Genomic DNA, 25,466 nt, shown 5'->3' with positions numbered 1-25,466 from the left:
TCACTGTGATAATTTTAAATATGAACTAGCTTGAAATGAGCATCAAGAAAAAGGGCGTATTAAATGCCCGTAACACGTTCCTGAGGAGCTGCATTCGCAGCATTATGGGTCACACGACCACCCCCTATAAATAACAGTAGTTCGCGCTGTATTTCAACATAACTCACACTAAAATTTACGTTCAGTGCCGAACTTGGCCAGCGTAGTCACCGTAATCTTTTTATAGTCATAATGAAATTCACTTTTGAGATCATTATGAATAAATACCAAACCTTTCATCAATTACATAAACAAGAGCAATTATTTTTATTACCAAATGCGTGGGATCCATTAAGCGCTCGTATATTAGCTGATGCTGGTTTTGCTGCTATCGCCACAACAAGTTGGGGGATGGCCCAATCTAGAGGTCAAGAAGATGGCGAACAATGCTCATTTGAGGAGTTTATAAGTCAGCTAAAACCAATAATCGATGCTGTTAATATTGCTGTTTCCGTGGATATTGAATCAGGTTACAGTAATGACGTAAACACTATTTGTCAGCATGTTTTGGCCGTAGCCAAATTAGGTGCTGTCGGTATTAATATTGAGGATTCAGATAAAAAAACAGCTCAGTTACGCTCCCTAGAACACCAAGTAGAGATCCTTAAAGCGATTAAAAACACTCTTAAAAAGTATGGTTTTTCACAGCTATTTATCAATGCTAGAACTGATTGCTACAGCCAAAATATGGCTTCTCTTGAACATGTAATAACTCGATCTTTGGCTTATCAAGACGCTGGCGTTGATGGTATTTTTATCCCTGGATTATCCGATTTAACAGCAATAAAGCAAATAACAACGACACTTAAGGTGCCACTTAACGTGATGGCACAGCCATTAAAAAGTGATTTTCTTTGCGATAATAGTAGTAATAGCAGTTCATTATTTGCACATGGCGTGCAAAGATATACGCTTGGTAATGCACTATTTGATGCCACAAAAGCCTATATTTTTACCGCTAGCAGTACTTTTAATAGCACAAAAAGTAGCGATCATTTATTCTAATCGGAGTTTTAAAAGCTATTTATACAAAATTAAAATCATAATTAGTGATAAAAATAGTAACTAATTTAGAAATTGATCAGCACAAGCTCAAATTGTTATCCACAATTTGGGCTTTTTTGATCATTTTTAACTTAGAGGCATATAAAAAGTACTCAATTTATTAGCTCAAACAGTATAAATCGAGCAATAAACCCACTAAATCAACTTTAATTGCCATTAATTACTTATTTAGCACCCTACTTGAAATATTTTTTGGCATTTCATAAATTAATTTATAGCCAAAACGATCGTTATCAACAGGCGATCTATCCACATTCTGATCACTCGTTTTAAAACTCTTAATGAAACGAAAATTCACCACTCATAAAACATAAAATCAATAGCTTAGTAAAATAAAAATAAGATCTTATGTTTTTACTACCCAGCTTTCCCACTTTTTATCAACAGCTTGATCAGAAGATTACATATTGGAATACTTTATTTTATTTATACATATCAAATGATTACGAATTTAAAATAAAAAACATCAAAAATTGTACCTTAAATACTTATACAAACTTCCATTCAAGGCTTTACTGCTGAGTAAACTCAGTTATCATAAGCCTATAAGTAAGCCGTTGTGTGATCAAATAGAATTATGAACTCCGTTAATATCATTATAGGCAGCCAAATGGGATCTGCTGAGTATGTAGGTGAGCAACTAGCAGAGCAGTTAGTTACTCAAGGGATCACTACAGAAGTTCATGATCAACCTAACTTTTCACAGATAAACCAAGAAAATACTATCTGGTTATTGTGTACTTCTACTTATGGTGCTGGTGATTATCCTGAGAACCTTTTATCCTTTGTTGAAGATATTAATCAAGTCAATGATTTAAAAGGATTAAAGTTTAGTGTTATTGGCTTAGGTGACACCAGTTATGATACCTATAACCTCGCTGGCCGTAATCTAGAACAACTTTTAGTAAGTAAAGGCGCGCACTGTATAGCAGAGCGCTTAGAGTTGAATATTCTTGATGAAGAACTACCAGAAGACACCGCATTAGCTTGGTTACCAAGCTGGATCGAGCAAATAAACCGTATTTAATTAAGATCACAGTTTAGATCCAAATTTAAAGTTACCCACAATTTACTGAGTATTTAGATCAGATTGTGGATAAGCTATGATCTAACTGCGTTTTAAGACTATGTTATCCATTGGATAAGATCTGATCCAATACCCCCTGTGTATAAAGAGCCTTTTTGATCAGAGCTTATAATCAGTTAGATCCGATCATATTAACACCTTTAGATCCGATCTAACTTTATGTTTTAATAAGTAAACTAAACCTTATCAACAGAAATCATGCTCAGTAGTAGTAACAGTAATAAAAGATCTCTTTAAAAGATCCTTTATATTATTAGAGATCATTTACTTAGATCTTGGCCACAGTTTAATCATTTATCTTCTGTAAATTTATAGGTAGAATACGCTCCCCCTTGAAAGTTTGCTGGTTGATTAAGTAGGATCCCGAAATGATTTTTCACGAAAATTTTGATGTTATTGTTGTTGGTGGTGGACATGCAGGTACAGAAGCTGCGTTAGCTGCTGCACGTATGGGTATGAATACCCTACTGCTGACTCATAATATGGATACCCTTGGTCAGATGTCATGTAATCCAGCAATTGGTGGTATTGGCAAAGGTCATTTGGTTAAAGAAATTGATGCACTAGGTGGTGCAATGGCCCAAGCAATTGATAAAGGCGGTATCCAATTCCGTACTTTAAATTCTTCAAAGGGACCTGCAGTAAGAGCTACTCGTGCACAAGCAGATCGCGCTTTATATAAAGCTGCTATTCAAGATATTTTACAACACCAAGATAACCTGAAGATCTTTCAGCAATCATGTGATGATCTGATTGTTGAAAATAATAAAGTAACAGGTGTTGTTACTCAAATGGGACTGCGTTTTAGCGCACCTTCTGTAGTATTAACCGTAGGCACTTTCCTTGGTGGCCAAATTCACATAGGCTTAGAAAACTTCAAAGGTGGTCGCGCTGGTGATCCACCTTCAATTGCATTAGCAAATCGTTTACGTGAATTACCATTTCGTGTTGATCGCTTAAAAACTGGAACGCCACCACGTATTGATGCCCGTACAGTTGATTTTAGTAAAATGGAACAACAACCTGGTGATGCTATAACACCGGTGTTTTCATTTATGGGTAAGCAATTAGATCATCCACAACAAATTTCTTGCTTCATCACATACACCAATGAAAAAACTCATGATGTGATCCGCAATAATTTACATCGTTCACCTATGTACTCAGGTGTTATTGAAGGGATTGGTCCACGTTACTGTCCTTCTATTGAAGATAAAATTGTTCGTTTTGCAGATAAAGACAAACATCAAATTTTTGTTGAGCCTGAAGGCCTAACATCTTATGAGCTTTATCCAAATGGTATTTCAACTAGTTTGCCATTTGATGTGCAATTAGAGATTGTGCAATCAATCACTGGCTTTGAAAATGCACATATTTGCCGTCCAGGCTATGCTATCGAGTACGACTTTTTTGATCCACGCGATTTAAAGAAATCATTAGAGACCAAATTTATTGATGGTTTGTTCTTTGCTGGACAGATCAATGGCACTACAGGCTATGAAGAAGCCGGTGCACAAGGCTTAATTGCCGGTATGAATGCAGCATTGCAAGTGCAAGGTAAAGAGCCTTGGACACCACGCCGTGATGAAGCTTATGTCGGTGTATTAATCGACGATTTAACTACACTAGGTACCAAAGAACCGTACCGTATGTTTACTAGTCGTGCTGAATACCGTTTGTTACTACGTGAAGACAACGCTGATATTCGTTTAACAGCAAAAGGTCGTGAACTTGGTTTAGTTAACGATGAACGCTGGCAAGCATTTAATGAAAAAATGGATATCATTGCAAAAGAATCTCAACGGATCAAAGAAACTTGGATCCATAAAGATCACGCTGTAATTGATCAAGTTAATGGCTTACTTAAAACACCATTAACCCGAGAAGCAAGTTTAGAAGAATTATTACGTCGCCCTGAGATCCGTTATAACGATCTAATGGCGATCGAAGGATTAGGATCTGAGTTTGATCATGCAACAGCGTTAGAGCAAGTTGAGATCCACACTAAGTACGCAGGTTATATTGCTCGTCAGCAAGAAGAGATCAATAAGCAACTTCGTCATGAGTTAACTATTTTGCCTAAAGATTATGATTACTCGATCGTATCGGGTCTATCAAATGAAGTGGTTGCTAAATTAACTGAGGCGCGTCCTGATACAATCGGTCAAGCATCACGTATTTCAGGTATCACGCCTGCTGCTATTTCGCTATTATTAGTTTATCTGAAGAAGCAAGGCTTACTACGTAAAATTGCGTAGTCATTAAGGAATACTGTGTTACAGCAACAATTAACTACTTTGTTAGCGCAAACTGATATTGCGCTAACTGAAAAACAACAGCAACAATTGGTTCAATATGTTGAGTTACTCAACAAATGGAACAAAGCTTATAATTTAACCTCAGTGCGTTTACCTGAGGATATGATGATTAAGCATATTATGGATAGCTTAGTTGTTGCACCTCACCTACCCGGTCATCATTATATTGATGTTGGTACGGGTCCTGGCCTTCCGGGTATCGTATTAGCTATTGCATTACCTGATACACAATTTATTTTATTAGATAGTTTAGGTAAACGCGTGCGTTTTTTAATGCAGGTAAAACATGAGCTAGGTCTGAAAAATGTAACCCCAGTGCAGTCTAGAGTTGAAGATTATCAACCAAGTGTTAAATTAGATGGTGTATTGAGTCGTGCTTTTGCATCTTTACAAGATATGGTTGACTGGTGTTCGCACTTGATTGATCATTCAGGTAAGTTTATTGCCTTAAAAGGCGTATTTCCAAGTGAAGAGCTAGAATCTTTACCTGCAGGTGTTAAGTTCGAGCAAAAAATCACCTTGGAAGTACCAAAATTAGATGCGCAAAGACATTTAATTATTCTTTCTAAAGACTAGGGATCAGAGATACTGTGGCAAAAGTCATCGCAATAGCAAACCAAAAAGGTGGTGTGGGTAAAACCACCACAGCAGTTAATCTCGCGGCATCAATGGCTGCAACTAAACGTAAAGTGTTGCTTATTGATCTCGATCCGCAAGGCAATGCAACCATGGGTAGCGGCGTAGACAAATACGGCGATGTGGCAACAATTTATGATTTATTAATCGAAGATAAACCAATTGAAGAAGTTGTTACTAAAGAAACCTCTGGTGAATATCATTTAATTGCTGCCAATGGTGATGTTACCGCCGCCGAAGTTAAACTGATGGAGCTTTATGCTCGAGAAGTACGACTACGCAATGCCCTTGAAAAAATATCTGATCAATATGAATTTATTTTTATCGACTGCCCACCATCGCTGAACATGCTTACGGTGAATGCAATGGCGGCCGCGGATTCAATTTTAGTGCCTATGCAATGTGAATATTATGCGCTTGAAGGCTTAACCGCATTAATGGACACAATTACGCAATTAGCCAAGTTAGTTAATCCAAAACTACAGATTGAAGGGATTTTACGTACTATGTACGATCCGCGTAATCGTTTGGCCAATGATGTATCTGAGCAGCTTAAACAACATTTTGGCGATAAAGTATACCGCACCGTGATCCCACGTAATGTACGTTTAGCTGAAGCGCCGAGTTTTGGTGCACCCGCAATGTATTATGACCGGGCATCAAGTGGCGCTAAAGCGTATTTAGCACTTGCCGGTGAAATGTTACGCAGAAAAGAAAAAATATCCCCAATCGTCGCCTAACTTGAGGTAAAAAGAACATGTCTGCTAAAAAACGCGGTTTAGGCCGAGGACTCGATGCTTTATTAAGCTCGTCAAAACCAGCACCGAGTGCCCGCACTGAACAACCCAACGTGAGTGAGCAGGATGTAATTGTTCAGCCAACTAGTAGTGAATTGCAAAAGCTACCGATTGAGTTTTTACACTCAGGTAAATATCAGCCACGTAAAGACATGTCCGAAGAAGCGCTTGAAGAGCTAGCAAGCTCAATTCGATCGCAAGGGATTATTCAGCCAATTGTAGTTCGTCCAGTAGCAGAAAACAGTTATGAGATTATTGCTGGTGAACGTCGCTGGCGTGCTGCACAAATAGCTAAGCTAGACGTAGTACCATGTATCATTAAAGATGTGCCTGATGAAGCTGCGGTGGCCATCGCATTGATTGAAAATATTCAACGCGAAGATTTAAATGCCATGGAAGAAGCGGTTGCATTGCACCGTTTGTTAACTGAGTTTGAATTAACTCACCAACAAGTGGCAGATGCCGTAGGCAAATCACGCACGACGGTAACTAATTTATTACGACTAAATAACCTTAATGATGATGTTAAAATATTGTTGGAACATGGCGATATTGAAATGGGTCATGCGCGTTGTTTATTAGCCCTTGAAGGTGAAGCACAATCTGATGCTGCTCGACTGGCTGTAGCAAAGGCTTTAACTGTACGCGAAACAGAAAAATTAGTTCGTTCAATTATTGAACCTGCCCCTAAAAAAGAAACTTTCGAAAAAGATCCAGATGTCAAGCAGTTAGAACAACAATTAGCCGAAAACTTGGGTGCAAAAGTTGAAATTAACTACAACAAAAAAGGCAAAGGAAACTTAGTTATTTCGTATACTAACTTAGAAGAGTTAGATGGAATTTTAAGCCGTATAAATGCAGAGAATTCCGAGCATTAATAAATATCATGTCCAAAAAGAGACATTCGTCGCAAATTTGCACCACAATACACCGACTCAAGTTGCAAAACTGGTAGGAATCAGTATAATTTCGCCAGTTTTCATGCCCTGACAATTAGATTGCCACTAAGGTTAACTAAACGTGACAAATAAGTTAGCGAGGCCATATCGGCTTGCCGCATTAAAATTAATATGTCTTCAGGGTGTTGTAGCATTAGTTGCTGCTGTAATCATTTTTGTTGGTTGGGGAGTAGATGCCGGCCTTTCAGCTATCGCTGGAGGCACTGTAGCGGTGCTCCCTAATTTTGTATTTGTTATCTATGCATTCCGTTATATGGGTGCTAGTAAAGCAAAACAAGTGTTTGCCTCGTTTAAACGCGGCAACGGATTAAAATTTTTGCTAACAATCTTTTTGTTTGCGCTGATATTTAAACTGTATCCGGTAATCTTTTTGCCATTTTTTTGTAGTTTTATATTAGTGATGTTCGTTGGATTGTTCGCGCCAGTTTTTTTTAATCATTAACTTTTGGGATATAACATGGCTGCAGGTGAAGAGCTAACTCTAACGGGTTACATCAAGCACCACCTAACCAACGGTCAGGTGCGTCTATCCGACGACCCTAACAATTGGTGGATGGTACTTAATGTCGATACCCTCGCATGGTCTATCGGTTTAGGATTGATCTTTCTATGGATCTTCAAGCGCGCTGCGAATAAAGCAACGCTTGGTGTTCCTGGTAAATTTCAGTGCTTTATCGAGATGGTCGTAGAATTCGTTGACTCTAACGTGAAAGATACCTTTCACGGTAAAAGTAAACTAATTGCCCCTCTTGCTCTGACAATTTTTGTCTGGGTATTCTTGATGAACTTAATGGATTTAATACCTGTTGATTTCCTACCAACTGCTGCGGCATTGATTAGTGGTGAGTCTTGGGATGTTATTTCAAGCGGTCAATCGCATACTTATATGAAAGTGGTACCTACAACCGATCTTAACTTAACGTTAGCAATGGGTTTAGGTGTATTCGCACTTATCATCTTTTATTCGATTCGCGTTAAAGGCGTTATGGGTTTTGTTAAAGAACTTACATTACAACCGTTTAACGTTAAGAACCCAGTGGTTCAAGCACTATTTATTCCAGTAAACTTGTTACTAGAGCTAGTAACCTTGTTTGCTAAGCCAATCTCATTGGCACTACGTTTATTTGGTAACTTATACGCAGGTGAATTGATCTTCATTCTGATTGCAGCGATTGGCTTATTCCAATTACCACTGCATTTCGTATGGGCTGTGTTCCACATTCTCGTAATCGTATTGCAAGCATTCATTTTCATGATGCTAACAATTGTATACCTGAGCATGGCGTCAACTGATCATTAATCAGACGTCAGTTCAATAAAGATTTTTTTACTTAAACTTTAAACTTTGAAAATTAATCGGAGAAAACAATGGAAATCGTACTAGGTCTTAAATATATCGCTGTAGCGTTACTTATCGGTTTTGGTGCTTTAGGTACTGCTATCGGTTTTGGTAACTTAGGTGGTAAATTCCTTGAGTCTGCTGCTCGTCAACCTGAGCTTGCACCACAACTACAAGTTAAAATGTTCATCGTAGCGGGTCTTATCGATGCTATCGCGATGATCGGTGTAGGTATTGGTCTATACATGTTGTTCGCACTTTAATATTGAAAAAATACTTTATCCGCGATCAACTATTGACTAAGGAGGAGTGGTTGTGAGTTTAAACCTTACTCTACTCGGCGAATTAATAGCATTTATCGTTTTTGTTTGGTTCTGCATGAAGTTTGTGTGGCCACCACTTAACGGTGCTATTGAAGCTCGCCAGAAAAAAATTGAAGATGGTTTAGCGGCCTCTGATAAAGCTGAAAAAGATCTTGAACTTGCTCGTAAAAAAGCAACTGCAGAACTTAAAGAAGCTAAATCACAAGCTGCTGAAATCATCGAGCAAGCTAAGAAGCGTGCAACGCAAATCGTAGACGAAGAGACATCTCGTGGTCACGACGAGCGCGAAAACATCATTGCTCAAGGTCATTCTGAAATTGAAGCCGAGCGTAACCGTGTTAAAGAAGAACTGCGTAAGCAAGTTGCTACTTTAGCGGTTATCGGCGCACAGAAGATTCTAGAGCGCGAAATCAATGAAGCCGCGCACAGCGACATTGTTGAAAAACTTGTAGCTGAGCTTTAATAGGAGGGTCTGAGCATGTCTGAATTGACTACAATCGCTCGCCCATACGCTAAAGCGGCCTTTGAATTTGCCGTTGAAAAAGGCGTAGTTGAGAGTTGGAATGATATGTTGTTTTTTGCTTCAGAAGTGGCGAAAAATGAACAAGTCGCTCAATTCCTAACTGGAAGCGCCTCTGCTGATAAGCAATCAGAAATTGTTATTTCTGTTTGTGCAGAGCAACTCAACGAATACGGTCAAAACCTTGTAAAGGTTATGGCTGAAAATGGACGTTTGACCGCCCTACCAGCTGTTGCACAATTGTTCTCTGCTTTTAAAGCAGATTACGATAAAGAGATTGATGTTGACATCACCTCTGCAACAACCCTTGCTGCAACGCAGCAAGAAACACTGGTAGCGGCACTTGAAAAACGTTTCGCACGCAAAGTTAAGCTGAATTGTAGTGTTGACGAATCACTTGTTGGTGGCCTTATGATTAAGGCTGGAGACACAGTAATCGACGGCACTGTTCGCGGTAAATTAAACCGTTTAGCCACTACACTACAATCGTAATTGGGAAGAAGAGCATGCAACTTAATTCCACTGAAATTTCTGATCTGATCAAACAACGTATTGAGAAGTTCGAAGTTGTAAGTGAAGCTCGTAACGAAGGTACAATTGTATCTGTTACTGACGGTATCATTCGCATCCACGGTCTTGCTGACTGTATGCAAGGTGAAATGATTGAGCTTCCAGGCAACCGTTATGCTATCGCACTAAACCTTGAGCGTGACTCAATTGGTGCAGTAGTAATGGGTCCATACGCTGACCTTACAGAAGGCGTAAAAGTATACACAACTGGTCGTATCTTAGAAGTTCCTGTTGGTGCTGGTTTACTTGGTCGTGTTGTAAACACACTAGGTGCACCTATCGACGGTAAAGGCGCTTTAGATAACGACGGTTTTGAACCTGTAGAAAAAATTGCACCGGGTGTAATCGAACGTAAATCAGTAGATGAGCCAGTACAAACTGGTTATAAATCTATCGATGCGATGATCCCAGTGGGTCGTGGTCAACGTGAACTTGTGATCGGTGACCGCCAAACAGGTAAAACTGCACTAGCAATCGATGCAATTATCAATCAAAAAGACACAGGCGTTAAGTGTGTGTACGTAGCGATTGGTCAAAAAGCATCTACTATTGCTAACGTAGTACGTAAATTAGAAGAGCACGGTGCACTTGCAAATACTATCGTAGTTGTTGCATCTGCTTCTGAGTCTGCGGCACTTCAGTACTTAGCACCGTTCGCGGGCTGTACTATGGGTGAATACTTCCGTGACCGTGGTGAAAACGCATTAATCGTATATGATGATTTATCTAAGCAAGCAGTTGCTTACCGTCAAATCTCATTGCTACTTAAGCGTCCACCAGGTCGTGAAGCATACCCAGGTGACGTATTCTATCTTCACTCTCGTCTTCTTGAGCGTGCATCGCGTGTAAACGCTGAGTACGTTGAAAAGTTCACCAATGGTGAAGTGAAAGGTAAAACAGGTTCATTGACGGCATTGCCAATCATTGAAACTCAAGGCGGCGACGTTTCTGCGTTCGTACCGACTAACGTTATCTCTATCACCGATGGTCAGATCTTCTTAGAAACTGACTTATTCAACTCAGGTATCCGTCCGGCAGTAAATGCTGGTATCTCGGTATCGCGTGTTGGTGGTGCTGCACAAACTAAAATCGTTAAGAAACTAGGTGGCGGTATTCGTCTAGCCCTAGCTCAGTATCGTGAATTAGCTGCGTTCTCGCAGTTCGCGTCTGACCTTGATGATGCAACTCGTGCTCAACTTGAGCATGGTGAGCGTGTAACAGAGCTAATGAAGCAGAAACAGTACGCGCCAATGTCTGTTGCTGAAATGTCTTTGTCGTTATTTGCAGCAGAGAAAGGTTACCTTCAAGATATCGAAATCGTTAAAATCATGGATTTCGAAGCTGGGTTACTTTCTTATGCAAACAGCACATACGCAGAGCTTATGGCTCAAATCAATGAAACTGGTAACTACAATGCCGAGATCGAAGCGCAGCTTAAAGAACTTCTAGAGAAGTTTAAATCTACGCAAACTTGGTAATTTAGTTATAAATGGTGCGCTTTAGTTCGCTAAAGCACACCTTGATTCGGAGAAAGAGTCATGGCCAGCGGAAAAGAGATTAAAAGCAAGATCGGTAGTATTAAAAATACTCAAAAGATCACTAGCGCTATGGAAATGGTTGCTGCGTCTAAAATGAAAAAGGCACAGGAACGAGTGGCTTCAAGCCGTCCGTACGCTGAAAATTTACGCAAAGTGATCGGTCATGTTGCTAATGCTAACCTTGAATATCGCCATCCATATATGGAAGAGCGTGAGGTCAAGCGCGTTGGTTATATCGTCATTTCTACCGACCGTGGTTTATGTGGTGGCTTGAACTCTAATGAGTTTAAGAAAGTATCTTTAGATATCAAAGCGTGGAAAGAAAAAGGTGTTTCTGCAGATTTCGCAGTTATGGGCTCAAAAGCCGGCACTTTCTTTAACCGTTTTGGTGGAACAGTACTTGCCAAAAAATCAGGGTTAGGCGATGCGCCTTCTATTACCGACGTAATTGGTCCGGTAAAAGTAATGCTAGAAGCATTCAATGAAGGCAAATTAGACCGCTTGTATGTGGTTTACAACAAGTTTGTAAATACCATGAAGCAAGAGCCAACAATCGATCAGTTGTTGCCTTTGCCAAAAGACGAAAGCAAAGAACTTGCACACCGTTGGGATTACATTTACGAACCAGATCCAAAAGCAATTTTGGATACATTAATGGTTCGTTTTGTGGAATCTCAAGTATACCAAGGTGTAGTTGAAAATGCTGCCTCTGAACAGGCCGCCCGTATGGTTGCAATGAAAGCTGCAACTGATAACGCAGGCGACCTTATGGATGAGTTACAGCTTGTTTATAACAAGGCTCGCCAAGCGGCAATCACACAAGAAATTAGTGAGATTTGTTCTGGTTCAGCAGCAGTTTAATGCTTCGGGCAAAGATTAACGAGAGGAATAGACATGAGTTTAGGTAAGGTCGTCCAAATTATCGGCGCCGTTGTGGATATTGAATTTTCACAAGACAGCGTGCCAGCCGTATATGACGCGTTAAAAATAACAGATGGCGATTTAGCTGGTTTGACTCTAGAAGTTCAACAACAGCTAGGTGGCGGTGTGGTACGTACTATCGCACTAGGTACTACTGACGGTTTACGCCGTGGTGCATTAGTATCAAACACAGGTGAAGCGATTCAAGTTCCAGTTGGTAAAGCAACGCTTGGTCGTATCATGAACGTACTTGGTGAGCCAATCGATGAAGCTGGTCCAATCGGCGAAGAAGACCGTATGTCTATTCACCGTGCAGCGCCTTCATACGAAGAGCAATCAAGTTCAGTAGAACTTTTAGAAACTGGTATCAAGGTAATCGACCTTGTATGTCCATTCGCTAAAGGTGGTAAAGTTGGTTTATTCGGTGGTGCCGGTGTTGGTAAAACCGTAAACATGATGGAACTTATTCGTAACATCGCAATCGAGCACAGCGGCTACTCAGTATTCGCCGGTGTTGGTGAGCGTACTCGTGAGGGTAACGATTTCTACCATGAAATGAACGATTCAAACGTACTTGATAAAGTATCGCTTGTATACGGTCAGATGAATGAGCCTCCAGGTAACCGTTTACGCGTAGCGTTAACAGGTCTTACTATGGCTGAAAAGTTCCGTGACGAAGGTCGCGACGTACTTTTCTTCGTAGATAACATCTACCGTTACACACTTGCTGGTACTGAAGTATCTGCACTTCTTGGTCGTATGCCATCAGCGGTAGGTTACCAGCCTACACTTGCTGAAGAAATGGGTGTACTGCAAGAGCGTATCGCATCTACTAAGACGGGTTCAATCACTTCAATCCAAGCGGTATACGTACCTGCGGATGATTTAACGGATCCATCTCCAGCAACAACGTTTGCTCACTTAGATGCAACAGTAGTACTTTCGCGTGATATCGCGTCACTTGGTATCTACCCAGCGGTAGACCCACTTGATTCATCTTCACGTCAACTTGATCCATTAGTAATTGGTCAAGAGCACTACGATACAGCACGTGGCGTTCAGACAGTTCTTCAGCGTTATAAAGAACTTAAAGACATCATTGCAATCCTAGGTATGGACGAGCTTTCTGACGAAGATAAGCAACTTGTATCTCGTGCACGTAAAATCCAACGTTTCCTATCTCAGCCATTCTTCGTGGCAGAGGTTTTCACAGGATCACCGGGTAAATACGTGTCACTTAAAGACACAATTGCTGGCTTCAAAGGCATCTTAAACGGTGAATTTGATGATATGCCAGAGCAAGCGTTCTACATGGTTGGCTCTATCGAAGAAGCTCAAGAAAAAGCCAAAAACATGTAATTAGGAGGGTAGTATGGCAGCTATGACTGTACATCTTGACGTAGTAAGCGCAGAGCGGAAGTTATTCTCTGGTCTGGTTGAATCGATTCAAGTAAGCGGTAGTGAAGGTGAACTAGGTGTAAACCCAGGACATGCGCCACTATTGACTGCCCTTAAACCTGGTATGGTACGTTTAGTAAAGCAATTTGGTCACGAAGAAGTAATGTATGTTGCTGGTGGTACTCTAGAAGTGCAACCGAACATAGTGACTATTTTGGCTGATGTAGCGGTTCGTGGTGAAGACCTTGACGAACAAGCAACAGAAGCAGCTAAACGTGAAGCTGAAGCGCAAATGGCGAATTCTTCAGCCGCTGAATTAGATTATCAACAAGCAGCAGTACAACTTGCAGAAGCAATTGCACAGCTACGCGTTATTCAGCAATTACGTAAAAAGTAAGCCTATCTGGTTTTCAAAAAGCCCACTTTATGTGGGCTTTTTTGTGCTTGAAATATACTGCATTGTTATTTTATTAGAACGCTATCATTTTTCTAAACTCTACTTTTACAGCTCTTTATCATTATTTTTACTTATATCCTTCATCGATCCCCGTTACAATATAACTAATACAAAGCAAGTTGTGATTTCAGCTTAGATTCAGTGGCTACTGCTAGATTGCCATTGAGTAAGTGCACATGATGTGACTTACGTAATCTTTTTGAATTTACACGCGCTTATTTATTTCAATAAAACAAAGAAAGAAGGAAATTGTTTTAATGTCACTTACTACTGTAATTCTTGCTGCGGGTAAAGGTACTCGTATGCGCTCTGCTCTACCTAAGGTGCTGCATAAAGTTGCCGGTAAACCTATGGTGCAACACGTTATCGATAATGCTAAAGCACTCGGTGCGACATCTACTAACTTAGTTTTTGGTCATGGCGGCGAATTATTACAACAACAACTTGCTGACAACGATGTAAACTGGGTACTTCAAGCTGAGCAGCTTGGTACTGGCCATGCGGTGGCACAAGCAAACCCACATATTAATGATGAAGACACTGTATTGGTTTTATACGGTGACGTACCATTAACAAAGCAATCAACCCTTGAGCGTTTACTCGCTGCCACACCTGAAAACGGCTTAGCCGTGCTTACTGTAAATTTAGCTAACCCTAATGGTTATGGCCGCATGTTACGTGTTGATGGCAAGCTAGTTGGGATTGTTGAGCAAAAAGATGCAAGCGCAGAGCAATTACTTATTAACGAAGTAAACACTGGCATCATGGCTGTAAATGGTAAATTACTCAAAAGCTGGTTAGGCAACTTATCTAACGAAAACGCGCAAGGTGAATACTACCTCACAGATATAGTCGCCATGGCGCACAGTGAAGGTGTAGAGATAAGCTCAGCACAACCAGATCATCCAATGGAAGTTGAAGGTGCAAATAACCGCGTACAACTTGCAGGTCTTGAGCGTGCTTATCAAGCATGGCAAGCCGAACAGTTAATGCTTAATGGTGCAACGCTTGCCGATCCTGCTCGCATTGATGTACGCGGCGAAGTGACAACGGGTGAAGATGTACTAATTGATGTAAACGTTATTTTTGAAGGTAAAGTTACTCTTGGTAATAACGTTGAAATTGGCCCTAACTGCGTACTTAAAAATTGTACGATTGGCGATAACGTGATTATTAAAGCTAATACCTTAATTGATGATGCAAGCGTAGCCGACAAGTGTACTTTAGGTCCTTATGCTCGCCTGCGCCCAGGTGCCATTATGGAAGAAGACTCGCATATTGGTAACTTTGTTGAGATGAAAAAAACCCGTTTAGGCAAAGGCTCTAAAGCAAATCATCTTTCTTACTTAGGCGATGCTGAAATTGGCGAAAAAGTAAATATTGGTGCCGGTACTATTACCTGTAACTACGATGGCGTAAATAAAGCCAAAACCATTATTGGTGATAATGCCTTTATTGGCTCTAACTCATCGCTTGTTGCACCGGTAAACATTGGCGCAACAGCAACTGTTGGTGCAGGTTCTGTGATCACTAGCACCGTTGAAGATGAACAGCTAGCAATCGCACGTTCAAAACAGCGCAACTTAACCGGTTGGAAACGCCCAGTTAAAAAGTAAGCGCAGTAGTGTTTACCTTAGCTAGAAAAGCGAGTTTATACTCGCTTTTTGCTTTTTATTTAGCTGTAACATACTGCTATTAACTCCTGTTGCATCCGTTGAACTTTAATTTGCTGAGGTTGTTTTGGGCAATTAGCGCACTTTGCAACATTACCTATTTGGTAATGCAAACAACATGTTTTTCGCGTTAATGCTAATGAGTCTGAGCAAGCTGTAAGCATAATAAACTCCCCCGCCTCTGAGATATCGAGAGCATGCAACCAGTGCGCTGCCATTACTTGAATATTAAACTGCGGCTTTCGCTTTGCATGAAGTAGTAGTATTGCTAATAGCGTGTCAGCTAATAAGGGCATCGCCAAACGCTCATTAAGCCTTGCAACGAGGTTTAAATCTGTGAGTAACTTAACAACATAGCGTTTCAAATGGGCAGCCATATCCGTTACTGCCTGTTGCTGGTTTTGATGGTACTGCGCTTTTATAGTGGATAGTTGCAGCCCTGCAATAACACCTTGCTGATAGTGTTGCTTAAAGTTTTGCAAAGAAAAGCTCATATTAAGTTCATGAACGCTGATAAGCGCTAAATAGACAGGTTGCCAATACAGCATTCCCCAGCTTTTGATTGCCCAATAACTGCGCCCAGCAGCGGGGTATTGCTGCTGCCAATACTGGTGTAACCTTGCAACCAGCAATGAACTCGATTGTATATCGAGCCAATCTGTTGATTGTTCTGGTACTTTTAAAGCACTGTGGTAGCCCTTAGCAAGCTTTAACAGCTTACTAAGGGCGAGTTGTTCAGCGTTCATAACGAGTTTAAATACTTAAAATGAGGCGTTTAAACTAAGCTCAACACTGCGCTCAGCGCCCATCCAACAGCCATTTATATCAAAACAAGCACCCACATAACGTTTGTCTGTTAAGTTACTCACGGCTAAACCGATTTTATAGCTGTCGTTAAAACGATAGCTAGCGGCAGCATCAAGCAAGGTATAACCCGGTACTGTATCGGAATTTAAGGCATCTAACTGACTTTCACCGACATAACGTACACCGCCATTAAATTCCAGTGCATCGTTAAAGAAGTAATTTAACCACATTGAGGCTTGTTGCTCTGCTACCCAAATTGGTGTTTTACCTTCCAATGCCGGGTTTTGTGGATTATCTATTACCTCAACATCCATATCTGTTAGATTTACAGTAACATCAAGAGTGTCAGTGAGTTGCTGATAAACACTGATCTCAAAACCCTTCGATTGTACTTCACCATTTTGTGTGTATTTCATAAAGTCTGGAGTGTTAACCACCACATCTTGTTTGCGCAAATCAAAAAAGGCCGCGGTTACTTTAGTTGTTGCATCATTGTTGTGATATTTCATCCCGACTTCAATTTGCTCTGCGGTCGTTGGTTTAAATGCTTTGCCAGTTAAGGTATCTACCCCCGAAGTGGGCTCGAATGATTCTGAGTAACTGGCATAAGGAGCAATGTTATTATCAAAGGTATAAATTGCTGCAATACGAAAAGTGGTATCGCTTTGATCGATTTCTTGACTACTAGATATACCGCTTTTCGTATCATCTGTAACACTGTAGTAATTATCATAACGAAGGCCAGCAATCACTGTCAGCGCATCGAGCTTTATCTCATCTTGAAGATAAAAACCGCGTTGAGATTGCTCTAAACGGCTAAATTGACGATAGCTATCTAAAGCGGCTGTAGTAGCTGCATTAAACTGGCTGTGATCTGGATTTGATAAATCAAGTGTTGGCGTATTTGCACCAAAAGTGTCGGCATAGTCAAATGTAGAATCAAGGGTTTGATATTCAAAGCCAAATAATAGCTGATGATTAGTATTCGCTAAACCAAATTGCACAGCGAGTTGGTTATCAATCACGAAGCCTTCAGCGTCTTCAATGGTTTTATAGGCAGTACGAGTTAAAATTTTATCTGCATCCGCTAAGCCGAAGTCATAGCTATTTTGTTGCGTGGCATCGGCATTGGTATAACGAAAGTTTTGTAAAAACGAAATTGAATCTGAAAATTCATGATTTAATTTATACCCGATCATAGTGACTTCACGAGCAAACTCAGCCCAGTTTTCATCGCCAGCATACGCATCAGCATCTAACTTACCGTAACTGGCTTCGTAAAGTGTGCCTTTCGCGGGTAATGGCGTTGATGGCACCATTTTAGGATCGTCTTGATAATATAAGTTAAGGTTTAAGCTTGTTTGCTCACTTATCTCAAAAGTTACTGAGGGCGCAATGGTGATTCTTTCTTCTTCGGTTGTTTGCTGTTGGCCGTCGCGGCTACGGGCAATTGCAATAAAGCGATAATTAACGCCGTCGGTAATAGCGCCTGTGCTATCTAAAGCTAATTCAGCCAAGCTATTGCTACCAATTCGGGCTCTAATATTGTGCTCAGAGGATGCTTGTGGCGTTTTTGCTGTTTGGTTAACCATGCCACCTGGAGGTGCCGATCCGTATAAAACCGATGCTGGGCCTTTTAAAATTTCGACACTTTGTGTTGCATACGCATCTACTTGTGGAGCTAAGTTATAAGCTAGGTTGTATTGCAGCGGTAAACCATCGTAAAAATTACGGTAACTTTCAAAACCACGAATCGTATATTGGTCAAAAATCGTTACTGTACTGCGATTTTCAGGTGTGATCCCAGAAACATAGCGCAATGCTTCATTAACGGTATCTACTTGGCGTAACTCTAGTAATTTATTGTCGTAAACCTCAAAACTCATAGGCGATTCAATCGGCGTCAAACTCGATTTGGTCCCTGTTGAACGATAACTTTTTCCATATACTTCAATACTTTCTATGTCGTCTGCGGCTGGCTTTTCTGCAGCAAACCCATAGTTACTCATTAAACATAATGATATTGCAGATAGTCCAAACATTGATTTTTTTAACACAATCACTCCTTAAATTTTACTAGAATTAAACCATTGACACTTTATTGGAAACGCGATTAGTATACATTCTCATTTAGATTTATCAATTGTTTTCAATTAAAGGTGATCGTGCTCATGGTTCAGTTAAATGTGTTACTGGCGGATTCACAGCAGCAAGCTTCAACTAATGAAGCAAGTTCAATGCTTAATTCAATGTTTAATAAGGAAAATATAGATAATTTTAAAATAGGTCTTGAGCAGGTTATGCAATTGTTGGAGCAAACAATCGCAACACAACAAAAACCATTTAGCGGTATATTACCGCAGGAGCTAGCTAAAAAATTTATTGGTATTGACCTTAATCAACCGCTGTTTGATATACCGGACGCACTAGAAGAAGTTGCTCAGCTTTATCTTAAAGATGCTGTTTATTTTAATAATCCACGCTATCTCGCGCATTTAAATTGTCCGATTGTTTATCAAAGTATCCTTGCTGAATTGCTCGCTACTTCGATTAATACTGCTGTAGAGACCTGGGATCAAAGTGGTGGTGCCACTTTTATTGAACAAAGTATCGTAGATTGGACACTCTCAAAACTGGCGCTTGGTGAGCAGGCTGATGGCGTATTTACCAGTGGTGGTACGCAATCTAATTTGATGGCGATGTTGTTAGCTCGTGATTTTCAGTGCCAGTTATATGCAGGGCATACTAATAAACAGCAAGGTTTACCACACGACTTTAGGCGACTAAAAATTTTCACCTCAAAAGTTAGCCATTTTAGTATTCAAAAAGCCGCCGCAATTTTAGGACTTGGTTACGATGCTGTTGTAAGCGTTCCGTGTGATGAATATTTTAGAATGGATATGACCGCTTTAAATCAGGCGATCGAACACTGTCAGCAACAAGGCGATATCGTTATGGCCATCGTTGCAACAGCTGGAACAACTGATTTTGGTAGTATCGATCCATTAACGCAGATAGCTGAAATAGCTAAGCGCTGTGGTGCGTGGCTTCATGTTGATGCTGCTTATGGCGGGGGCTTATTAATAACGCCCAATAATAAACACAAGTTAGCGGGTATTGAATGCGCAGATTCGGTCACTATTGATTACCATAAGTCATTTTTTCAGCCTGTTAGCTGCAGTGCTTTTTTTGTAAAAGATAAGCAACATCTATCAGTTGTTACTTATCATGCCGAATATTTAAACCCATTAAGTCAGCAACAAGCGGGAACGCCAGATCTATGCAATAAGAGCATTCAAACCACACGACGTTTTGATGCGTTAAAGTTGTGGTTTTCACTGCGTACGGTAGGAGCTCAAAACTTAGGTGTAGCATTTGAACAAGTGATGCATTTAGCACGACAAGGTTATTTGTTATTAGCCTCTGAAGCAGATATTGAAATTATTCATCAGCCGCAGTTAAGTACACTGGTATTTCGTTTTGTTGGCGATAGCGGTGCTACAGATAGTGAATTGGACGCCGTAAATAAATATATTCGTAAACAGTTATCTCGCCAAGGTGAGGCGTTGATCGCGGCAACTAAGGTAGCAGATAAACAATATTTAAAGTTCACCTTACTGAACTGTGCCACCACTATCAATGATATCCAGCAAGTTGTAAGGCTTATAAAGCAATATGGTTATCAATACTTAGCAAGTGATTTAGCGAACGAACATGCTCCTTTAAGTCTTGCACTGGAGGAAGTTAGCTATGGATAAGTCCATTTATGATGTTATTGGTATTGGTTTAGGGCCATTTAATTTAAGTCTGGCATGTTTAACTGCGCCACTTGAAGGAGTCAGCAGTCTCTTTTTAGATAAAAAAGCTGAGTTTAATTGGCATCCAGGCATGATGCTTCCTGAGGTAAGTTTACAAACCCCCTTTATGTCTGACTTGGTAACGCTTGCTGACCCAACTAGCCCTTATAGCTTTTTAAACTATATAAAGCAGCAAGGTCGACTGTATTCTTTTTATATTAGGGAAAACTTTTTCTTACTTCGCCAAGAATATAATCAGTATTGCCAGTGGGCAACAAAGCAGCTGCCTAATATACGTTTTAATTCAGAGGTTCAGCATGTTGAGTACAGCCAAGACGAAGATATTTATATAGTACAAACAGCAGAACAAGTGTATCTAGCTAAACATTTAGTGTTAGGCACCGGGCCGGTGCCACGTCATCCTCAATGTGCTCAAGCATTTAAGTTGCAAGAGGGGGTTATTCATTCTAGCAACTACTTAGCCAATAAAAGCCAATTACAGCAAAAACAGTCGATCAGCATTATTGGTAGCGGGCAAAGTGCCGCTGAGATTTTTTATGATTTATTACAAGAGATTGATCAGCATAATTATCAACTAAATTGGCTTACTCGTTCTTCACGGTTTTACCCGCTCGAATACACTAAATTAACGTTAGAAATGACCTCACCAGAATACGTTGATTATTTTTATCAATTACCAGAACAAAAACGCCAGCAGTTAAATCGTCGTCAGCATAATCTCTATAAAGGTATTAATAGCGAATTGATCAACAATATTTTTGATTTGCTTTATAGCAAACGGCTAACAGCTAAATTGCCAGTAAGCTTGCACACAAACTCGGCATTGATTGATATGACCTACCTGAGCCACCAGCAGGGTTTTGAACTTAGCTTAGAGCAAACTGAACAGCAGCAAGGTTATTCACTAAACACCCAAAGCGTTATTTTTGCAACGGGTTATCAGTCTTACCAACCGAGCTTTTTAGCTGGGATCAGTCATTGCATTGATAGTGACGACGCGGGGCTTTATCAAGTTGCTCGTAATTACTCAATAGACAAGCAGCATCAACGTATTTTTGTACAAAATACAGAGCAACACACCCATGGTTTTGTGACTCCTGATTTAGGCATGGCATGTTATCGCAACTCTTGTATTATTCGTGCGATCACCGGACATGAATATTATCCAATAGAACGTAAAATAGCTTTTCAGGAGTTTGCTGCGCCCAATTATGAGTTAAGCGACGAAGTAGAGCAGTTTCGCGCATGAGTAAGCAGTTTAAAGTTTTGTTGATCGCGGTAACGGTATTTGCAGTGCTCAGTGATTCAATGTTATTGCCGTTTTATCCTACTTTCTTTAGTGCGGTATTTAATATAAGTGACCCTGCCTATGTTGGCACTTACATTGCTGCCAGCTGCTTTGTTGTCATGGTATGTTTTCCTATTTGGGCCTTCATTAGTAAATACATTAATGTGCTACCTTTATTGGTTTATAGCCAAATTGCTGCGGGTGTATTTAGTGTCAGTAGCTTTTTTGCTAGCGACTTAAATTGGTTTTGGTTTTCCTCCATGGCTATGTTTGCTTTTAAAGCCAGCTATTTACTGGTTTATCCATACTTAATGAGCTTGGAAGCGAAAAAAAATCACGTTGCGACGATTGCAATGCTTAGTGTTGTGGTGCACTTTGGCGCCATACTTGGCGCACTTGCTGGTGGCTTTGTGTTATCGGCTCTTCCTGGCAAAGCCGCATTTTTAATAATGGCTCTAAGCGATTTTACTCAGGTTTTTGTGTGCGCCTATCTCATAAGATTAGCGCCTAGTAAAAATCAGTCGCCTCCAGTAGCAAAAACATCAATCACTTCATCAAGTCGTTGGCCTGTATATCAACTTGGCATTGTTATGTTGTGCTTTTACTTTAGTGCTTTTTTGATCCGGCCTTTTTTTGCGGCATATTGGCAAAGTATTAGCGACACCTCCAGTATCGTCCTAGCGAGTGTTGTGTTTTCTATCCCTGCTTTTATGGCATTGCTTGCGCTGTGCTTTAATCATTGGCGGCAGCACACAAATCGCAACCCCATCAACTTATTAGTTGTCTTTATGTTGATCATTACAGGCGTTGCATTACAAGCCAGCCCTCTTTACTTAGTAGTGATCGCAGGACGCTGCCTGTTCGGTCTATCGCTATTCATTATTATTGTGCGTCTTGATCTGCTGCTTTACCAAGTGAGTACGCCAGACAAGTACGCTGAAGATTTTAGTAAAGTCAGTTTTTGCCAAAGCTTAGGTGTACTTTTAGCTTCTTACTGCGCGGGTTTGCTGGTTAAAAGCTCTGGTTTAGTAATACCTTTTTGGGTCGCCGCTGGTGGGCTCGCTATATCAGCTTGTTGTTTATGGCTACTGAGCAAGCAAAGTCGACGCCATACTCCTTGCGCCAATCTGGCATCGACCACGAGGGCTCAATAATGTCCATTACAACAGCTGTTTTTTGTCAGCAGTTTACTAATATCGCAGAGCTTAGCTTAAGGCCATTTAGCCTAGCACAAGATCTCGCGTTAATTCACCAGTGGGTTACTCAGCCTCATGCGCAGTTTTGGGGCATGCAGGAATTTACTATTGAGCAGTTACAGCAAGAATATCAAAGCCTGTTAGCACATAGTGATATTTATATCGGCTACGCAAACAATAGCGCGTGTTTTTTAGTTGAGTTATATGACCCTCTATTAGATGAAATAGGTAATCATTACCCCGTCAAAGCAGGTGATATTGGCATGCACATTCTGATTGCCCAAAGCAATAACAAGGTGCATGGCTTTACTTGGTCGGTGTTTCAACTGGTGATGAATTTCATTTTTGCTAATGACAAAAATCAGCGCGTTATTGTTGAACCCGATATTCGCAATAACAAAATTCATTGTTTGAATACTAAAGCCGGCTTTCGTTATCAATCTGCGGTTAGGTTAACTCATAAAACCGCACATCTCGCATTTTGCACGCGTGATAACTTTTATCACGCATTAAATAAGGATAATACTATGAAGCACATTCCGCTGAGTCCAGAGCAAGCCGTCAGTCATTTAACGCCACAGCTATGGCGGCATGTAAATAGGTTACATGTTCGCAAAGCTTTGAGTGAGTTTGCTCATGAGCGGCTGATAAAACCGCAATTGACCAATGAAGATGCAGATTGGCAATATTTTGAGCTCAGTACAGACAAAGAAACCATTGTTTATCGCTTTAAAGCCAAGCTGGGGTATTTGAATCACTGGCATATAGCAGCAGACTCAATTGAAAAACAAATAGATAACCAAGTAGCCGAGCTCGATTCAATCGCCTTTATTTGTGAGTTACAACATAGTTTAGGTATCAGCCAAGCTATGCTGCCTACTTATTTAGAAGAAATAGCCAGTACTTTATATGGCAGTGCTTATAAGCATCAGCTGCCAGCATTGACTGCTGAGCAGCTCACCACTGCGGATTTTCAACAGGTAGAGAGTGCGATGACGGAAGGTCATCCTTGCTTTATAGCAAACAATGGTCGAATAGGGTTTGATACCAATGATTATCGCCAATACGCACCAGAGACTGGCGCGCACTTACAGCTGGTTTGGCTAGGTGCGCATAAAGATAGAGTGGTGTTTTCGACCACCGATGATTTAGATTATCAAACACTCATAACGCAAGAGCTATCGACGCACACCATAGAGTCATTTAAGCAAAAGCTATTAGCGCGTGGAGTAAATAGTGACGATTACTTTTTTTTCCCCGTTCATCCTTGGCAGTGGTTTAATAAACTCGCGTCGTTATTCTCTAACGATATTGCTGATCAGCATTTGGTTTGCTTAGGATACAGTGAAGATGAATATCAGCCGCAGCAGTCTATTCGTACTTTTTTCAATAAAACACATCCGCATAAACGCTATGTAAAGACCGCACTGTCAATTTTGAATATGGGATTCATGCGTGGTTTATCGCCTTATTATATGAGTGCAACTCCCGCAATTAACGATTGGGTAGCACAAGTAGTATCACAGGATCCGTACTTAGCTGAATCCGGTTTTACAATTCTGCGTGAGGTTGCAGCAATTGGTTATTATAATCACGCTCTAGAAGCCGCAACCGATCAATACAGTCCATATCGAAAAATGCTTTCTGCACTTTGGCGTGAAAGCCCAATGCCAAAGATAAAGAGTAATCAGCGCTTAATGACCATGGCGTCGCTGCTGCATATAGATAATCAAGGACAAGCGTTATTACCTGCTTTGATAAAATCAGCCAAGATAGGTACTCATATATGGATTGCTAAATATCTAAAAGCATACTTAGATCCACTCCTTCATTGTTTCTACTCCCATGACTTAGTATTTATGCCTCATGGTGAAAACTTGATCCTGTTACTTGAGAACAACATTCCAGCCAAAGCAATAATGAAAGATATTGCCGAGGAGATAGCTATTCTTAATAAAGATTTAGTACTGGCGGATAATATTCAACGCTTAACTGTGGATGTGCCCGATGAATTAAAAGTGCTGTCAATTTTTACAGATGTGTTTGATTGTTTCTTTAGGTTCGTGGCTGATATCCTTGATCAGCAAAACGACTATTCAGAACGAGACTTTTGGCAACAAGTTGCAGAGTGTGTAATTAGTTATCAACAATCACACCCAGAGCTAAAAGAGAAGTTTACTAAGTACAACCTATTTAGTGCTGATTTTACACTGTCGTGTTTAAACCGGTTGCAGTTAAGCAATAACCAACAAATGATAGATTTGGCGGATCCGGCAAAAAATCTAAAATTTGAAGGAAAACTAATCAATCCGATAGCCGTATTTAATCCCATTAAAAAAGATAACAGTGTAACTGTTTAATAATTACTATTTAGCTATGAGATGGTTCGGGTCTGTATGCGCAGCTTGATTGTTCTCATAGCTGATAATTTAAGCGAAAATAGAGCTGCATGGCCTTGTTTGTATGCCTTTTGAACAAATCTTTAATTAATTTAATAAAACTGAAATAAAGCGTTGACGGCCTCAAGAATATCCCTATAATGCGCATCCACTGACCCGGCAGGCAGCAATGAAAAGCGCTGAACAAACGGTAAGTAAGTCGAGTAAAACTTAGCTTTGAAATATTTTATTAAGAAACTAAAAATTAAGTGTTGACAAAAAAATAGGAAAGCGTAGGATTCGCTTCCCTTGAGTCGCTAAGGCAACTCAAACGTTCTT

Annotated in this window: 22 protein-coding genes; 20 read left to right on the top strand and 2 right to left on the bottom strand. The window is 40.4% G+C overall.

The features are described from left to right. The first annotated feature begins 255 nt into the window (after positions 1 to 255). The 16 genes from FW757_RS18655 to glmU all read left to right on the top strand — a co-directional run bounded on the left by FW757_RS18655 (position 256) and on the right by glmU (position 15,583). Positions 256 to 1,044 (top strand): isocitrate lyase/PEP mutase family protein, encoded by a 789-nt coding sequence (locus FW757_RS18655; protein WP_446441563.1) that lies wholly within the window; start codon positions 256 to 258, stop codon positions 1,042 to 1,044. A 637-nt stretch (positions 1,045 to 1,681) separates the two neighbouring features. Continuing rightward, positions 1,682 to 2,131, top strand: coding sequence for a flavodoxin domain-containing protein (locus FW757_RS18650; protein WP_145241703.1), 450 nt, complete (start codon positions 1,682 to 1,684; stop codon positions 2,129 to 2,131). A 428-nt stretch (positions 2,132 to 2,559) separates the two neighbouring features. Then, positions 2,560 to 4,449 (top strand): tRNA uridine-5-carboxymethylaminomethyl(34) synthesis enzyme MnmG, encoded by a 1,890-nt coding sequence (mnmG, locus tag FW757_RS18645; RefSeq protein WP_145241701.1) that lies wholly within the window; start codon positions 2,560 to 2,562, stop codon positions 4,447 to 4,449. A 15-nt stretch (positions 4,450 to 4,464) separates the two neighbouring features. Then, positions 4,465 to 5,085, top strand: coding sequence for a 16S rRNA (guanine(527)-N(7))-methyltransferase RsmG (gene rsmG / locus FW757_RS18640; protein ID WP_182718517.1), 621 nt, complete (start codon positions 4,465 to 4,467; stop codon positions 5,083 to 5,085). 14 nt (positions 5,086 to 5,099) lie between these two features. Next, positions 5,100 to 5,885 (top strand): ParA family protein, encoded by a 786-nt coding sequence (locus tag FW757_RS18635; protein WP_145241697.1) that lies wholly within the window; start codon positions 5,100 to 5,102, stop codon positions 5,883 to 5,885. Between the two features lie 17 nt (positions 5,886 to 5,902). After that, on the top strand, positions 5,903 to 6,820 hold the full coding sequence (locus FW757_RS18630) for a ParB/RepB/Spo0J family partition protein (protein WP_145241695.1): 918 nt from the start codon (positions 5,903 to 5,905) through the stop codon (positions 6,818 to 6,820). Positions 6,821 to 6,962: 142 nt separating this feature from the next. Then, positions 6,963 to 7,343 carry an ATP synthase subunit I gene (locus tag FW757_RS18625; protein ID WP_145241693.1) on the top strand — a complete coding sequence of 127 codons (381 nt, stop codon included), beginning with the start codon at positions 6,963 to 6,965 and terminating at the stop codon, positions 7,341 to 7,343. A gap of 15 nt (positions 7,344 to 7,358) precedes the next feature. Then, positions 7,359 to 8,201, top strand: a complete 843-nt coding sequence (gene atpB, locus FW757_RS18620) for a F0F1 ATP synthase subunit A (protein WP_145241691.1) — start codon at positions 7,359 to 7,361, stop codon at positions 8,199 to 8,201. A gap of 68 nt (positions 8,202 to 8,269) precedes the next feature. Beyond that, entirely contained in the window at positions 8,270 to 8,503 is a 234-nt protein-coding gene (atpE, locus tag FW757_RS18615; protein ID WP_009838908.1) for a F0F1 ATP synthase subunit C, read from the top strand. A gap of 52 nt (positions 8,504 to 8,555) precedes the next feature. Next, the gene (atpF, locus tag FW757_RS18610) at positions 8,556 to 9,026 is read left to right on the top strand and encodes a F0F1 ATP synthase subunit B (protein ID WP_145241689.1); all 471 of its coding nucleotides are present in this window, start codon (positions 8,556 to 8,558) and stop codon (positions 9,024 to 9,026) included. Between the two features lie 15 nt (positions 9,027 to 9,041). Beyond that, positions 9,042 to 9,575: a F0F1 ATP synthase subunit delta gene (gene atpH / locus FW757_RS18605; RefSeq protein WP_145241687.1), complete on the top strand. Its 534-nt coding sequence runs from the start codon at positions 9,042 to 9,044 to the stop codon at positions 9,573 to 9,575. 14 nt (positions 9,576 to 9,589) lie between these two features. Continuing rightward, the gene (gene atpA, locus FW757_RS18600; protein ID WP_145241685.1) at positions 9,590 to 11,131 is read left to right on the top strand and encodes a F0F1 ATP synthase subunit alpha; all 1,542 of its coding nucleotides are present in this window, start codon (positions 9,590 to 9,592) and stop codon (positions 11,129 to 11,131) included. Positions 11,132 to 11,191: 60 nt separating this feature from the next. After that, complete coding sequence (atpG, locus tag FW757_RS18595; RefSeq protein WP_145241683.1) at positions 11,192 to 12,052, top strand: F0F1 ATP synthase subunit gamma; 861 nt, start codon at positions 11,192 to 11,194, stop codon at positions 12,050 to 12,052. Between the two features lie 33 nt (positions 12,053 to 12,085). Then, positions 12,086 to 13,471 carry a F0F1 ATP synthase subunit beta gene (gene atpD / locus FW757_RS18590; RefSeq protein WP_145241681.1) on the top strand — a complete coding sequence of 462 codons (1,386 nt, stop codon included), beginning with the start codon at positions 12,086 to 12,088 and terminating at the stop codon, positions 13,469 to 13,471. A 13-nt stretch (positions 13,472 to 13,484) separates the two neighbouring features. Beyond that, positions 13,485 to 13,907 carry a F0F1 ATP synthase subunit epsilon gene (locus tag FW757_RS18585; protein ID WP_145241679.1) on the top strand — a complete coding sequence of 141 codons (423 nt, stop codon included), beginning with the start codon at positions 13,485 to 13,487 and terminating at the stop codon, positions 13,905 to 13,907. Positions 13,908 to 14,224: 317 nt separating this feature from the next. Then, positions 14,225 to 15,583 carry a bifunctional UDP-N-acetylglucosamine diphosphorylase/glucosamine-1-phosphate N-acetyltransferase GlmU gene (gene glmU, locus FW757_RS18580; protein WP_182762620.1) on the top strand — a complete coding sequence of 453 codons (1,359 nt, stop codon included), beginning with the start codon at positions 14,225 to 14,227 and terminating at the stop codon, positions 15,581 to 15,583. Positions 15,584 to 15,642: 59 nt separating this feature from the next. Here the strand turns inward: glmU and FW757_RS18575 are convergent, their stop codons facing one another. Beyond that, positions 15,643 to 16,386: a siderophore ferric iron reductase gene (locus FW757_RS18575; RefSeq protein ID WP_182762622.1), complete on the bottom strand. Its 744-nt coding sequence runs from the start codon at positions 16,384 to 16,386 to the stop codon at positions 15,643 to 15,645. A gap of 15 nt (positions 16,387 to 16,401) precedes the next feature. Next, positions 16,402 to 18,489 carry a TonB-dependent siderophore receptor gene (locus FW757_RS18570; RefSeq protein ID WP_182740445.1) on the bottom strand — a complete coding sequence of 696 codons (2,088 nt, stop codon included), beginning with the start codon at positions 18,487 to 18,489 and terminating at the stop codon, positions 16,402 to 16,404. 129 nt (positions 18,490 to 18,618) lie between these two features. On the opposite strand from FW757_RS18570, the gene FW757_RS18565 reads away from it, so the two are divergent. From FW757_RS18565 to FW757_RS18550, 4 genes are read left to right on the top strand one after another with little or no spacing between them, the layout of a single operon-like run. Beyond that, positions 18,619 to 20,205 (top strand): pyridoxal phosphate-dependent decarboxylase family protein, encoded by a 1,587-nt coding sequence (locus tag FW757_RS18565; RefSeq protein ID WP_259400366.1) that lies wholly within the window; start codon positions 18,619 to 18,621, stop codon positions 20,203 to 20,205. Then, a complete protein-coding gene (locus FW757_RS18560) occupies positions 20,198 to 21,514 on the top strand; it encodes a lysine N(6)-hydroxylase/L-ornithine N(5)-oxygenase family protein (protein WP_182718521.1) in 1,317 nt (438 codons plus the stop codon). Before FW757_RS18565 ends, FW757_RS18560 begins: the two co-directional genes overlap by 8 nt. After that, positions 21,511 to 22,707, top strand: coding sequence for an MFS transporter (locus tag FW757_RS18555; RefSeq protein WP_145241671.1), 1,197 nt, complete (start codon positions 21,511 to 21,513; stop codon positions 22,705 to 22,707). The genes FW757_RS18560 and FW757_RS18555 overlap by 4 nt, the downstream gene beginning before the upstream one ends. Beyond that, positions 22,707 to 25,109 (top strand): GNAT family N-acetyltransferase, encoded by a 2,403-nt coding sequence (locus FW757_RS18550; RefSeq protein ID WP_446441562.1) that lies wholly within the window; start codon positions 22,707 to 22,709, stop codon positions 25,107 to 25,109. Before FW757_RS18555 ends, FW757_RS18550 begins: the two co-directional genes overlap by 1 nt. Positions 25,110 to 25,466: the final 357 nt, after the last annotated feature.

This window comes from Pseudoalteromonas sp. 1181_04, assembly GCF_052850545.1.
The sequence above is the reverse complement of the archived record's forward strand: the minus strand, read 5'-3'. Positions and strand labels throughout refer to the sequence as shown.